At 35.2% G+C, this 14,200-nt stretch carries 11 protein-coding genes; 7 read left to right on the top strand and 4 right to left on the bottom strand.

Annotated features, from left to right (window positions below):
• Window positions 1-3: 3 nt before the first annotated feature.
• The 3 genes from OQK60_RS00805 to OQK60_RS00795 all read right to left on the bottom strand — a co-directional run bounded on the left by OQK60_RS00805 (window position 4) and on the right by OQK60_RS00795 (window position 4,699).
• Complete coding sequence (locus OQK60_RS00805; protein ID WP_297683106.1) at window positions 4-522, bottom strand: HyaD/HybD family hydrogenase maturation endopeptidase; 519 nt, start codon at window positions 520-522, stop codon at window positions 4-6.
• A 13-nt stretch (window positions 523-535) separates the two neighbouring features.
• On the bottom strand, window positions 536-2,206 hold the full coding sequence (locus tag OQK60_RS00800; RefSeq protein WP_297683105.1) for a nickel-dependent hydrogenase large subunit: 1,671 nt from the start codon (window positions 2,204-2,206) through the stop codon (window positions 536-538).
• Between the two features lie 69 nt (window positions 2,207-2,275).
• The gene (locus OQK60_RS00795) at window positions 2,276-4,699 is read right to left on the bottom strand and encodes a hydrogenase small subunit (RefSeq protein ID WP_297683103.1); all 2,424 of its coding nucleotides are present in this window, start codon (window positions 4,697-4,699) and stop codon (window positions 2,276-2,278) included.
• A gap of 152 nt (window positions 4,700-4,851) precedes the next feature.
• Here OQK60_RS00795 and abc-f point away from each other — a divergent pair, with 152 nt between their 5' ends.
• On the top strand, window positions 4,852-6,813 hold the full coding sequence (gene abc-f / locus OQK60_RS00790) for a ribosomal protection-like ABC-F family protein (RefSeq protein ID WP_297683100.1): 1,962 nt from the start codon (window positions 4,852-4,854) through the stop codon (window positions 6,811-6,813).
• A 3-nt stretch (window positions 6,814-6,816) separates the two neighbouring features.
• Here abc-f and OQK60_RS00785 read toward each other — a convergent pair whose 3' ends face one another.
• On the bottom strand, window positions 6,817-8,178 hold the full coding sequence (locus OQK60_RS00785) for a class II 3-deoxy-7-phosphoheptulonate synthase (protein ID WP_366854600.1): 1,362 nt from the start codon (window positions 8,176-8,178) through the stop codon (window positions 6,817-6,819).
• Window positions 8,179-8,337: 159 nt separating this feature from the next.
• On the opposite strand from OQK60_RS00785, the gene OQK60_RS00780 reads away from it, so the two are divergent.
• The 6 genes from OQK60_RS00780 (at window position 8,338) to OQK60_RS00755 (ending at window position 14,150) form a co-directional block, all read left to right on the top strand.
• Window positions 8,338-9,258 (top strand): GGDEF domain-containing protein, encoded by a 921-nt coding sequence (locus OQK60_RS00780; RefSeq protein WP_297683098.1) that lies wholly within the window; start codon window positions 8,338-8,340, stop codon window positions 9,256-9,258.
• Window positions 9,259-9,909: a CvpA family protein gene (locus tag OQK60_RS00775; protein ID WP_297683096.1), complete on the top strand. Its 651-nt coding sequence runs from the start codon at window positions 9,259-9,261 to the stop codon at window positions 9,907-9,909.
• Window position 9,910: 1 nt separating this feature from the next.
• Window positions 9,911-10,387, top strand: coding sequence for a Fur family transcriptional regulator (locus OQK60_RS00770; RefSeq protein WP_297683094.1), 477 nt, complete (start codon window positions 9,911-9,913; stop codon window positions 10,385-10,387).
• An 11-nt stretch (window positions 10,388-10,398) separates the two neighbouring features.
• Window positions 10,399-11,913 (top strand): lysine--tRNA ligase, encoded by a 1,515-nt coding sequence (gene lysS, locus OQK60_RS00765; RefSeq protein ID WP_297683092.1) that lies wholly within the window; start codon window positions 10,399-10,401, stop codon window positions 11,911-11,913.
• A gap of 438 nt (window positions 11,914-12,351) precedes the next feature.
• Window positions 12,352-13,599: a serine hydroxymethyltransferase gene (locus tag OQK60_RS00760; RefSeq protein WP_297683090.1), complete on the top strand. Its 1,248-nt coding sequence runs from the start codon at window positions 12,352-12,354 to the stop codon at window positions 13,597-13,599.
• Between the two features lie 8 nt (window positions 13,600-13,607).
• A complete protein-coding gene (locus tag OQK60_RS00755) occupies window positions 13,608-14,150 on the top strand; it encodes a DUF1882 domain-containing protein (protein WP_297683088.1) in 543 nt (180 codons plus the stop codon).
• Window positions 14,151-14,200 lie beyond the last annotated feature (50 nt).

Raw genomic sequence — 14,200 nt, 5'->3', positions numbered from 1 at the left:
ATCTTATCCAAACTCTTTGATTATGTCTTGAAGTGTAAAGTTGGCTTTTTTTGTAACTTTTATATTTAACTCTTGAATATTTTTTATTATAGTCTCTATTAACATGTCAAAGTTTTCTATCAGGCTTTTGCTCAATCCTATCTTCATGCTATTGATATCCTTTGGCACGATACCAAAGATTGTAATATTTGCTTTTTTATCGTAAAGTTCACAAGCTTCAAGCATCTGCACTACTTCTACTTCATGAGCCGTATTTTTATATTTTGTGCCGCCAAGTAACTCTTGTGATGGGATTTTATAGAGTGAACCGGCTTCATCATCTATTGAAATAGTATCGATTATAAAAACATTATCGTAGTTGAGAAAATACTCAATAAGATTAAACCCGAGTGTCCCACCGTCAAGCAGTTCAAGTTCTGGTTCAAAAGCAAAGTTTTTTCTCAAATAAGATGTGCTTATCACTCCTATTCCGTCATCACTAAGGAGTAGGTTTCCAACCCCGATAACTATATTTTTAGCCATATGAACTACTTTTTTAAAGAGTTTTAATTTTATAAGAGCTAAGCTCGTTGCCGTTAGTGTCTATAATATGTACGGCACAGGCAAGGCATGGGTCAAAGGAGTGAAGAACTTTTAATACCTCTAGCGGTTTTGAAGTATCTGCTATTTTTATACCTATCAAAGCCTCCTCATAAGCTCCTCTTAAACCGTCAAAATTTTTAGGAGTGGCATTCCATGTAGTCGGCGCTATAACTGAGTAGTTATCAATTTTAGCTTCTTTAATATTTACAAAGTGACATAAAACTCCGCGAGGCACTTCTAAAAATGATCTTCCTTTTGTCTGCTTAGGCAATTTTTCAAAGTCATATTTAGTCCATGTATCCGTATCATAGTATTTTATATTTTGTATCAGTCTTGATACAAGCTTTAAGATATACTCACAGATATAACCGCTCTCGATAGCCCTAGCTGCATTTCTTCCAATAGTGCAAGATAAATCCATCAACTCCAGCTCGGTATCTTTTAAAAACTCATCTACAAAAGAGTTTATAAGTTTATTTTCTTTTTTATAACTTATCAAAACTCTTGCCAAAGGTCCGGTCTCCATTGTTTTACCATCATATCTTGGAGCTTTTATCCATGAATATTTGTCATCGTTTTTTGCAGTTTTCAGACTTCCGTCTTCATTTAAATCTGTATACTCAATTTCACCATCTTCCTTGTACCAAGCACGGTCAACCTCTTCACTTATTTTGCTCTCATCAAATTCATGAATATTCTCTAAATCATGATTATAAACTATCCCGCTGCAAAAAAGTTTTCGCTCACCTTCAAACTCATATCCGCCAACACACATAAAGTTACCGTTAGCTCTTCCAAGTCCTGCTTTAATCTCATCTCTATAAGCCGTAGCAATCAGCTTCATATCAGGCAGATATGCACGATCCACAAACTCTTTTGCTTCTTTTATTATAAATAAGTAGTCATTGAGTCTTGCAGGATTTAACATGTCAGCCACGCTTGTAACTCCGCCGACTACCAATGTTTGAGGGTGCGGTGTCTTACCGCCAAAAATAGCAATAGCCTTACTAATATTTGTTTGAAACTTCAAAGCTTCTAAATAGTGTGATATTAGAACTAGATTTTGCTCAGGAGTTAGCTTATAATCACTATGTCCCCAATAACCGTTGCTAAACGGACCGAGTTTTCCGGCTTTGACAAAGTTTTGAAGTTTTGCGATTACTTGTTTATAGTGAGCATGTGAGTTTCTAAATGGTCTATCAGAGTATTTATGTGCCTCTTTGGATGTCAGTTTAGCATCAGCTGCAAGTGCACTTGTGACATCCACAAAATCCAAAGAGTGAAGATGATAAAAATGCACAACATGGTCTTGAATAAAAAGAGCCATTGAAACAAGGTCTCTGATGATTTCAGCATTTTTGGGAACTTCTATAGAGTAAGCATCTTCCACGCAAGTTATGGCTCCACGAAAATGAGAATTTGTACATACACCACAGATTCTGCCTGCCATCAGTCCTGCATCTCTTGGATCACGATTTTTAAGTATGGTCTCAATGCCGCGAAAAAGCTGCCCGCTTACATAAGCTTCTTTAACAACTCCATCTTCATCCACTTCCACCTCAGCTCTTAAATGTCCCTCTATTCGTGTGATTGGATCAATGACAATTTTTTTCTTCTTGTTCATATCAATCTCCTTTTTACTGAGCAAAGCCCAGAAAAAATTCCTCTCACTGAAGCTTTGCCTTTGGCAAGATTATTCATTGTTTTGCTCCTCGACATATTTTCTCTCGTTTGCAAACTTATCAAAAAAACCTAACTCCGTACATCCCATACATCCATGCCCAGCCTGAACAGGCCAGCTTGTACTACTGTTGAACTTCATGGTTGGGCAGTTTACATGTGCGTATGGACCTTTACAGCCCATCTCAAAAAGACAGTAACCTTTTTTTGCACCCTCGTCTCCCCACTCTTTTACAAACTCGCCTAGCTCATAGTGACCGCGTCTTTCGCAGTTGTCATGAATTCTTCCCTCGTATGCCCAAAGAGGACGATTATATTTATCTAGTGCCGGCAACTCTTCAAACATTATGTATGAGAGTAGAGTCCCGACTATATTTGTGGGATTTGTAGGACACCCTGAGATGTTTATAATATCATCTCTACCCAAGGCCTCTGCCACTCCTACAGCTCCGGTTGGATTTGGAGCAGCTGCTACAACTCCGCCGTCAAATGCACAAGAGCCAACCGCCAAAACCAAAGCTGCATCTTTTGCACATTTTCTTAAAAGCTCAATTCCCGTCTCACCTTTTGGTCCGATACGAAGGTATTTTCCATCCATTGCCAATGGAACTGCACCTTCAACTATAAGAACATATTCTCCCTTTTGATTGGTTATTATATCTTCTAAAACAGTCTCACTTTGATCACCGCTAGCACTCATAAGAAGCTCATGATAATCAAGTGAAATATAATCAAATATAAGATCTTCTATGGCAGGATTTGTTGATTTTATAAAAGCCTCTGAGTTCCCGCTGCAATCTGCCAACTCTAGCCATATAATTGGGACTTTATTTAGGGTTTTGACACCTTTTTCAACTAAATCTTCAAAATTTGGATGAAGTTTCATATTTGCCGTTACCATAGATACCCAGCTGTTAACTTCTTTTTTTGCAATATTAAGCGACTCCATAGCTGATTCTAGATTATCAGCACTCAGGTTATTTCTTGGATGAAGTGTGTTAAACTTATCTATTCTTTTTTGTACTTTTTCAATTTCTTGCTCAAGTTTAATATCTTGTGCACTTTTTTTTGGCATATTTGGGTCTATAAGATGCTGTGACTCTTTTATAACATCCTCAACCATTGATTTACATCTGCCACAAACCCTGCCGGCTTGTGAATAATTTGCCAACTCTGAAAATGAGCCTATTCCGGTCTCGGTTACAATATCTACTAAATCTTTATGGTAGACATGCTCACAGCTGCATATAAGTCTGCCTCTCTCCCCGACAAGTCTGTTTTGATACAAGTAGTTGATGTCTACTTCATCTTCATCATTTATAAGATTTTCAATATACCCAATATCTACATTTGAGTTAATACCGATAAACCTGACAAGTTTAGTATCCTCAAGAAAATATTCATCAATCCGATTATCTTTTTTTGAAGCTATAACAACTTTTTCAAAGTTTGCACTAAATTTTGGCGACCTGACATCCACCAAGTCAAACTCACCGACTTTTAACATGTCAATGCTAACTTCTCTTTTGAACTCTTGCATATCACTCTGTAGTAAATGAGATATAGCGCAGTTTGCTTCTTGAGTGCAATCTTTTACATGTCCTGCAACAAAATTAAGCTCTTCAATCTCAGCACACTCACCTACAGCATAAATATTTTCATCGTCTGTCTGCATGTAAAGATTTGTTAAAATTCCTTTATTGCATCTAAGAGTATCTCTAAAATGTTCTATATTTGGCTCAATCCCTGTTCCAAAAACTAAAAATGGATTTTGTATGTCTAATTTTTTGGTTTTAAGAAAAATTATTTCATTGTTTTTTATTACTTTGTCAACTATCTCATCTTCATAAGATATCTTGATTTTTCCATTTTTAGTATAACACTCTTGTATTAGTTTTATAGAATCACTTGATAAATTTTTGTCATATAGATGTTTAGCGCGAAGAATAAGTATGATGTTTGAGACATCATCAATTTGATTGATTGTCTCTAAAAGTTCAAGTCCGATAGGACCGCCACCGACTATAACAACATCTCTATCTTTCATCTCACTTTTTATAATCTCGCAATCATCTGCACTTCTAAATACGGCTGCATTTTTGATTGTCTCAACATCAAAAAGTGATATAGGACGCGAGCCGGTTGCAATGATAAGCTTGTCATAGCTATACATGGAGTTATCAGAAAAAACTCTTTTATTTTCTTTGTCAATTTTAATTATTTTCTGGTTTAATTCCAATTTAACTGTGGGGTCAAGGGGCAATGCTATAGAGCCTATGTCTTTTTTATCATCTACTAAACGACAAAGATGTATTCTGTCGTACGGAGGATACTTTTCATCACTGACAATTGTGACCTCTAAAGCACTGTTTTGTTTTTTAATATTGTTTGCTAAATATGTTGCAGCGATACCGCCGCCTACTATAACAACTCTCATTTTAAACCTTTTTGGTCTATATGATTTTTTTGATAATAACTACATTATATACCTTTTTAATTAAAGATTCATTTAATCAAAAAATAAAGCCTTCCTTAACCAAAATATAGATATTATTATATAACTTTAAACCCGATAAATATGGGAGCCACATGGCACTAATAGATTTACAAAACATATCAAAACATTACTCAGCACAAAAAATTTTAACGGATGTCAATTTTCATATAGATGAAGGTGAAAGAATCGTTATTATTGGTAAAAACGGTAGTGGTAAATCTACACTTATGAAAATAATAAACGGAACTCTTGAGCAAGACAGCGGCGAGAGAATCACAAGAAATGATTTAGAGATAAAGATGCTAGACCAGAGACCAAACTTCAAAGAGGGTCATACAGTAAGAGAAGCTGTTGAAGATGGTCTTAGCGAGTTAAATAAAGCAAAAGAGAGATATAACGAACTTTCACTACAACTAGCAGAGGATTTTGATAATAAAAAAATCATAGATGAGCATGAGAAACTCTCCAAATATATAGAACATCACAATGCTTGGAACTTAGACGACAAGATAGAGAGAATCATCCAGCACTTTGACTTGAAACAGTATGAAGATAAGCCGATAGTTCTTCTTAGCGGAGGGGAACAACGCCGTGTAGCTCTAGCCTCTTTGCTTTTACAAAAGCCCGATGTTTTGCTTCTAGATGAACCTACCAACCATCTTGATGTTTACATGGTTGAGTTTTTAGAAGAACTTATTTTAAAAGAGAAATTCACCCTTGTTTTCATCTCTCATGATAGATACTTTATAGACAAGATTACCACTAAAAGTGTAGAGGTAGACGACTGTGCGCTTAGAGAGTACAGCGGTGGATATAGTGATTATTTGACACAAAAAGAGGAATACATCAGAACACTTCAAAAGCAACATGACAATCTTCTTGATATTTTAAAAAGAGAAAATGCTTGGTACGCAAGAGGAGTTCGTGCTAGACTTAAGAGAAACGAAGGTCGCAAAGAACGACTTATGACCCTTAGAGAAGATGCAAAAAACAATCCAGCCAAAATCAGAAAAATGTCAATTGAGCTTCAACGAGAAGCAAAACATTTCAACCGTGACAAAAGCATAAACAAACAAAAAATGCTTTTTGAGGTTGAAGACTTATGCTTAACACTTGGCAATAAAGAGCTGCTTAAAGACTTTACGACTCGTATACTTCAAAAAGATGTTATAGCCATAGTAGGACCAAACGGAAGCGGTAAATCAACCCTGCTTAAAGCTCTTTTAGGGCGTATAGAACCAACCAGCGGAAAGATAAAACAGGGTGAATTTAAGATAGGCTATTTTGACCAGCATCGTGAAATGCTCGATGATGATAAAAACCTAATGGAAACTTTTTGTCCACATGGCGGAGACAGAGTAAGTGTTCGAGGAAAAGACCTACATGTATATGGTTATCTTAAAAACTTTTTATTTCCTAGAGAGTTTTTAGATAAAAAGATAGGAGTTCTAAGCGGCGGAGAAAAAAACCGAATTGCTCTTGCCCTGCTATTTACAAAAGATGTTGATATTCTCATACTTGATGAGCCTACAAATGATTTGGATATTCCAACCATAAACATTCTAGAAGAGCAACTCACCAACTTTCCAGGTGCTGTAATAATTGTTAGTCATGATAGATACTTTGTAGATAAGATTGCTAAAAAGCTGTTTATCTTTAAAAAAGACAAACATATAGAAGAGTCTCATCAACAATATTCAGAGTACTTAGAGCTTGAAAAAGAGTTACATGTACTCTCTGAAATGCAAAACGAGATGCAAAAAGAAAAAGTGCAGGAAAAACCTGCCGCGCCTAAAGAAAAAGCTTTAAAACTCACCTTTAAAGAGAAAATTGCTCTTGAAAAATTACCGCTCGAGATAGAAAAACTCGAACTTGAGATAAAAGAGAAAAATGACTGTTTAGCTGACCCAAAATGTTATGAAGAAATCGGTATTACAGCTTTGGCAAAAGAGTTAGCTGATATAGAAGCTGTTTATGAACAAAAGATAGAAGAGTTATTTGCGATAGAGGAAAAACTTGAAGAAATAAGTAATAAACTTACCTCTTCATTTTAAAAATTATTTACGAGACTCTTTTAAAGTGTCTGCAATTAAAAATGCCAACTCTAAAGACTGATCAGCATTTAAACGAGGGTCACAATGAGTATGGTAACGAGAAGATAAGTCCTCTTCAGTTACAATAAATGAACCGCCGATACATTCAGTAACATTTTTACCGGTCATTTCTAAGTGAACTCCCCCACCGACTGTTCCTTCAGCTTTGTGAACTTGGAAAAACTGCTTCATTTCAGTCAAAATAGAATCAACCGGACGAGTTTTAAAATTGTTTGATGACTTTATAGTATTGCCGTGCATAGGGTCACAAGACCAAACTACATTCATGCCTTCTTTTTCAACTGCTCGAATAAGTCTAGGCAGACCATTTTTTTCATCACCAACTTTGTCCGCTCCCATTCTAACAATTATATTCAAACGACCTGCTTCATTTTCAGGATTTAAAGTATTACAAAGTTTTACTAAATCTTCCGTGTCCATTGATGGACCGGCTTTAACACCGATTGGATTCTTAACACCTCTTAGATATTCTACATGTGCACCGTCAAGTTGACGAGTTCTATCACCTATCCATAACATATGAGCTGATGTATCATACCAGTCACCGGAAATAGAATCTTTTCTTGTAAAAGCTTCTTCATACGGTAGTAAAAGAGCCTCATGAGATGTATAAAAATCTGTTTCTCTTAGGTTTCTATAGGTCTTAGATGTTATTCCGCAAGCTTTCATAAACTGCAAAGAATTTTCTATCTCTTGAGATAATTGCTCATACTTTTCAGAAATTTCACTTTTATTTGTAAATGCCATATTCCACTGATGAACTTTATGCAAATCAGCTAAACCGCCTGTTGCAAAAGCACGAAGGAGGTTTTGAGTAGCAGCTGACTGATTGTAAGCTTTTATCATACGCTGAGGATCAGGAGTACGAGCTTCTTTAGTAAACTCAACTCCATTGATAATATCACCACGATATGAATCCAGTGTTACACCGTCAAATGTTTCTGTATCAGATGAGCGAGGCTTAGCAAACTGACCGCCAAGACGACCGACTTTAACAACCGGAACACCACCTGCATAAGTCATAACTACAGCCATCTGCATCAAAGCTTTAAATGTATCACGGATATTGTCTGCATGAAATTCACTAAAACTCTCTGCACAATCTCCGCCTTGAAGTAAAAATGCATCACCCTTTGCTACATCGCCAAGTTGTTCTTTTAACCTATTGGCTTCGCCTGCAAATACAAGAGGAGGATAGTTTTCTAACTCTTTTAATACTTTTTTTAATTCTTCTTGGTCAGGGTATGTCGGCTGTTGTAAAATTGGTTTTTCTCTCCAACTTGTAGGATTCCAGATACTCATTATAAAACCTTTTTATATGTACTATTTATATATTTTCGTAATTTTACATAAAAGTACCTAAAATAGCTCTGATTAGTTGTCTTTTAACAATATAAAAACTATAAAAGCTATTCTTTATGCTTAATATTGTAAAATACAAAAAATATTTGATTGGACAATATTATGCAAAAAAGTGATTTAAAAGCATTAGTAGAAGAGGTCTTTGCTAATTTAATGCAGCGTATAGATGCCCAAGATCCCGCAACCAAAGAGCAAGTAATCGATTATTTAAAAGACGCTGTTGATATTCTCGGCAGCATTGATGATAAAGAAATAGATTCTACAAAACATGCCAAAGAAGCTTTTGATAATAAATATAAAGAACTCGTAAATCAAAGTTTAGTATCTTATGAATATACAAATGAAAAATTTGAACAACTAACGCTATTACATGAAAAAACTTTAAGCGATTGCATAACTGAACAAATCGACCTGCCGACTCTTAACGAAAAGTTTATAGAAATTCAATCTCACATGAGTGATGAAGTAAAAAAAGCCAATCAAATTATTTCACAATTATCATTAAAAGTTGAGGCATTAGAAAAGACTTCAAATATTGATTCGCTTACAAAAGTTTTTAACAGAAGAGCATTAAACACTTACCTTCTAGAAGCTTGCTCTAGCTCTAGCGATGGTGTAAATTATAATATTCATGTGCTAATGCTTGATTTAGATGATTTTAAAGAAATCAATGATACTTATGGTCATATTACCGGTGATAAGATTCTGATTTTTATTTCAAATATTCTAAGAAAAACACTTAGAGATGGAGATAAAATTTTTAGATACGGCGGAGAAGAATTTACAATCGTCCTAAATCGCAACAGTGATGAAGAAAGCAACATAATTGCAGATAGAATTTTAAAGCTTATTAGTTCAAACAAACTTATTTATATGGGAGAAAAACTGTCTGTTACAGCTAGCATCGGATTAACTAAGTTACTTCATGGCGATACACCCGATAAACTATTAACGCGTGCAGATAGAGCTCTATATATTTCTAAGCATAATGGTAAAAATCAAGTTTCTAAGGTATTTGAATAGATGGAATTTAATTATTTTGACATTATAGTATCCGTAATAGTTTTATTTTTGGGACTTAAAGGGATTATAAACGGTTTCTTTAAAGAACTATTTGGTCTATTGGGAATTATTGGTGGTATTTTTGTAGCTTCTAGGGTTGGCGACAGCGTAGGTCAGCAGTTAAGTGATCTTATCTTTAGATTTGAAAACACCGCAGCAATCAGCTTTACAGGTTTCTTGGTAACACTTATAGCATTTTGGCTATTTATGGTTGCTATGGGATTGATTTTTAAAAAATTAAGCTACATGAGCGGATTAGGCATTTTTGATAAACTGCTCGGATTCATATTTGGTGCAAGTAAGTTTTTTCTTATTGCGGCTGTAATCGCATATGCTACATACAATGTAAAGGCTATGAGAGGAACTATGGATTCTATTTCAAAAAATAGTTTTATGTTCCCTGTGCTAGTAGAAGTTGGAAGTGTAATTATGAAACTTGATCCTATTGAGATATCTGATGACATCAACGCTACAATTATTAAAAGCAAAGAAACTATTGAAAATAACATCAGTGAAACAGTAAAAGACTCTGCGCTTGAGATGCTAAAAGCGACAAAAGATCAAATAAACTCAGCAATAGACAAAAATTCATCAGAAAAAATGAGCCAATAACATGTCCGATATAACTACAAATTTTAATGACAGAACTATTGAGTACGAGCAGTTGCTTAATGATTTCAAAGTACTTCTAAAAAAGAACGCTTTAAAGTTTACTATTCAAAGAGAAGTTATACTAGAGACACTTTATGATTCAGATGAACACTTAACACCAGAGTCACTACACAATCTTATCCAAGAAAAATTTCCTGATTTAAAGATAGGAATTGCAACAGTATATAGAACGCTGTCTCTTTTAGAAGATTCTAGTATGGTTACATCACTATCTTTTGGTGCTCAAGGCAAAAAGTATGAGCTTGGAGCTAAGGATCATCATGATCATCTTATTTGCACAGAGTGTGGAAGCATTACAGAGTTTGTAGATGAACAGATTGAACATAGACAGCATAAAATTGCTGATGAACTTGGTTTTTTTATGAAAGACCATTCTATGCAGATTTACGGAATCTGTAAACTCTGCCAACAAACATAAAAGGAACATTATTGGTTTTTGATAATAAATTTATACAACAAAGAATTGAAAAAGCAAACATTTTAAAAGAGGCAGGCTTTAACCCTTACTCTAATAATTCTAAAAGAAATACAACAATTGAAAAATATTTGAATGTTAACTCTGATATAGAAGATAAAGAAGACAAAAGAGATGAGAACCGCCACTACATTGTAAATGGCAGAATCAAACTTTTTAGAATCATGGGTAAAGCAAGTTTCGTAAAGATAGAAGATGAGAGCGGTATGCTTCAAGTTTATGTAGCAAGAGACAACCTAGCTGAAGGTTTTTATAACGATATTTTTAAAAAACATATAGAAGTTGGTGATATCATTGAAGTTGCAGGTTATCCGTTTGTTACCGGAAAAGGTGAGCTTTCTCTTCATGCAACTGAACTAAACCTACTAACAAAAGCAATCTCTCCGCTGCCTGAGAAATTTCACGGTGTTACAGACAAAGAGATTAGATACAGAAAAAGATATCTTGACCTTATCATGAACGCAGATGTTCGTAAAACATTTAAAATTCGTTCTAAAGTCATCTCTTTAACTAGACGCTTTTTTGAAGACAAAGGTTTCTTAGAAGTTGAAACTCCTATGATGCACCCAATTGCAGGCGGAGCCAATGCAAAACCCTTTGTTACACACCATAATGCACTTGGCATTGACAGATACCTTAGAATTGCACCGGAGCTTTACCTTAAAAGACTTATTATTGGTGGCTTTGAAGCAGTATTTGAGATAAACCGTAACTTTAGAAATGAAGGAATGGATGCTACTCACAATCCTGAATTCACATCTATCGAATTTTACTGGGCATATAAAACATATAAAGACTTGATTGAAATCACAAAAGAGTATTTTGAGTACTTATTTGACCATTTAGACCTGCCTGCACTATTGCCTTATGGAGATATGGAAGTTAATTTTGCAAACTTTACAGAGATTCCACTTATAGAGTCACTTACAACAATTGGTGGTGTTCCAGCAGAAGTAACTAACGATAAAGATAAAATAGTAGAGTTCTTAAACTCTAAAAATATCACTGTAAAGCCAGGCATGAACTTAGGTCAACTTCAAGGCGAACTGTTTGATGAGTTCGTTGAAGAAAAGCTGATTGACCCTACTTTTATCACAGAGTATCCTGTTGACATCTCTCCGCTTGCAAGAAGAAGTGATGAAAACCCGGAAATTACTGAAAGATTTGAGCTGTTTATTGCAGGTCGTGAGATTGCAAATGCATTTAGTGAGTTAAACGACCCGGTTGACCAACTTGGCCGTTTTGAAGCTCAAGATGCAGCAAAAGAGAGTGGTGATGATGAAGCGCACGAGATGGATGTAGACTTTGTAGAAGCACTTAGCTATGGTATGGCACCAACTGCCGGACAAGGTATAGGTATAGATAGACTTGTTATGCTGCTTACGAATGAGCACTCAATAAGAGATGTACTACTCTTCCCTGCAATGAAACCCATACACGCAGAACAAAAAAATCAAGAAGAAGAGTAAGTTAACTACACTCAAATTAAAAGGGCAAACTATACGCCCTTTTCTACATTAAAACACTCTTATAACATATAGTATCTATTAACTTTTTTATATTAATTCATTATTGTTTATTGACATTTAAATAACTTATTATTGTGATACAATGAATCTCAAACTAATAATAAATTTCAATATTTGGGAAAAAAATGAAAATAAAAGACATAATTGCCGTAGTTATCAGCGTATCATATGCAACATTCTCACTAATGGTTCTTTTTGATGAGGGATTACCCGAATTTGTAATACTTATTATACCGTTGATATTATATTGGGAATATAGGCGGTTAAAAGGTGATATCAGTTTTTTCAAATAAAAAGAAACTACAAAACCTTATTCAGTCTTTTATTATCATACTTTTTGTATAATCGCCATATTTAACTTACAAGGGATTTTGTAACATGAGCTTTTTAAAAGAGTACGATAGCGAAATATTTGATTTATGTGAAAAAGAGTTGGAGCGTCAGAGCGACCATTTAGAGATGATTGCATCTGAAAATTTTACACTACCGGCTGTTATGGAAGCTATGGGCTCAGTTTTTACAAACAAGTATGCTGAGGGTTATCCCGGCAAGCGTTACTATGGTGGTTGTGAATACGCTGATGGTGTTGAACAACTTGCAATTGACAGAGCTTGTGAGCTTTTTGGATGTAACTATGCAAATGTTCAACCACACTCAGGAAGCCAGGCAAATGCCGCTGTTTATGCTGGTTTATTAAAAGCCGGTGATAAACTTTTAGGTATGGATTTAAGTCATGGTGGGCACTTAACACATGGTTCAAAACCTAGTTTTTCAGGTCAAAACTACTCTAGTTTTACATACGGTGTAGAGCTTGATGGTCGCATGAATTATGAGAAAATCATGGAGATTGCAAAAGCAGTTAAACCAAAAATCATAGTTTGTGGTGCATCTGCATATGCTAGAGAGATAGACTTCAAAAAGTTCCGTGAAATTGCTGACGAAGTTGGAGCTATAATGTTTGCAGATATTGCACATGTTGCAGGTCTAGTAGCAGCCGGTGAGCACCCTAGCCCATTTCCTCATGCACATGTTGTTACAACTACTACGCACAAAACTCTTGCAGGTCCAAGAGGCGGTATGATTATGACCAATGATGAAGAGATTGCTAAGAAAATGAACTCTGCAATCTTCCCTGCTCTTCAAGGTGGTCCATTAGTACATGTTATTGCTGCAAAAGCTGTTGGTTTCAAATACAACCTATCTCCAGAATGGAAAGAGTATGCTAAACAAGTAAAAGCAAATGCTAAAGTTTTAGCAGAGGTACTTGTTAAAAGAGGCTACGATGTTGTCTCTGGTGGAACTGACAACCATTTAGTGCTTGTCTCTTTTGTGGGCCGTGAAATTTCCGGTAAAGATGCTGATGCTGCTCTTGGTAATGCTGGTATAACTATCAATAAAAACACAGTTCCAGGTGAAACTAGAAGTCCTTTTGTAACCTCAGGGATTAGAGTTGGTTCACCCGCTCTTACATCTCGCGGTATGAAAGAAAAAGAGTTTGAATTTATAGCAAACAAAATGGCTGATGTACTTGATGATATTAACAACACTGAACTTCAAGCAAGTATCAAAGAAGAGTTAAAAGCATTAGCGCAAAATTTTATAATATATAATCAACCAACTTACTAAGCACAACAATGACTGCAATGGATCTTAAACTTATCAAAATGGTGACGGACCACTACTGGATAAAAAGAGATTCAGTAGTAAATAAGCTATCCTTTAAGGGTCGTACTTTTTACAATAAATTTGAAAAAGTAGATGCTCCGTTGACTCAGTCAATTATCAACCAACACATCAAGGGTGATATAACAGTTGCCCACTCTTTAGTAAATAAACATAATAAAGTTGAAAATATAGTGATTGACTACAATGGAAGAGACCCTGAACGCTTTTACCATAAGGCACAACTTTTGCTTCGTGAAGAGGGATACATAAATTTTACAGCTTATCAGACAAAAACAGAGGGTCATATTCATCTTTATATACATAAGGGTCATACAACTCTGCAAGAGGCTATACAGCTAGGCAAACTGATTTCTATGAAATTAGCCGCTAAACAGCCTAAGCAGTGGAGAATATTTCCAAATGCTGATATGCCGGATGAATATAACATTTTGACTTTGCCATATGGAGTTTATGCCAAAGAGCGTGGAGCTTCTTGGTCAAAACACATGTAATATTTTTTTACAAAGCATTATGTGATATCAACAATTTTTAGGTATTATTA

It is taken from the genome of Sulfurimonas sp. (assembly GCF_026196735.1).
Taxonomy (GTDB): domain Bacteria; phylum Campylobacterota; class Campylobacteria; order Campylobacterales; family Sulfurimonadaceae; genus Sulfurimonas.
Note: the sequence above shows the minus strand (reverse complement) of the source record. Positions and strands in the feature narration are given on the sequence as shown.

Excerpts from the sequence above, each read along its gene's own strand:
- OQK60_RS00805 (WP_297683106.1), bottom strand. The coding sequence starts at position 522 with ATGGCTAAAAATATAGTTATCGGGGTTGGAAACCTACTCCTTAGTGAT.
- OQK60_RS00800 (WP_297683105.1), bottom strand. The coding sequence starts at position 2,206 with ATGAACAAGAAGAAAAAAATTGTCATTGATCCAATCACACGAATAGAG.
- OQK60_RS00795 (WP_297683103.1), bottom strand. The coding sequence starts at position 4,699 with ATGAGAGTTGTTATAGTAGGCGGCGGTATCGCTGCAACATATTTAGCA.
- abc-f (WP_297683100.1), top strand. The coding sequence starts at position 4,852 with ATGGCACTAATAGATTTACAAAACATATCAAAACATTACTCAGCACAA.
- OQK60_RS00780 (WP_297683098.1), top strand. The coding sequence starts at position 8,338 with ATGCAAAAAAGTGATTTAAAAGCATTAGTAGAAGAGGTCTTTGCTAAT.
- OQK60_RS00775 (WP_297683096.1), top strand. The coding sequence starts at position 9,259 with ATGGAATTTAATTATTTTGACATTATAGTATCCGTAATAGTTTTATTT.
- OQK60_RS00770 (WP_297683094.1), top strand. The coding sequence starts at position 9,911 with ATGTCCGATATAACTACAAATTTTAATGACAGAACTATTGAGTACGAG.
- OQK60_RS00760 (WP_297683090.1), top strand. The coding sequence starts at position 12,352 with ATGAGCTTTTTAAAAGAGTACGATAGCGAAATATTTGATTTATGTGAA.
- OQK60_RS00755 (WP_297683088.1), top strand. The coding sequence starts at position 13,608 with ATGACTGCAATGGATCTTAAACTTATCAAAATGGTGACGGACCACTAC.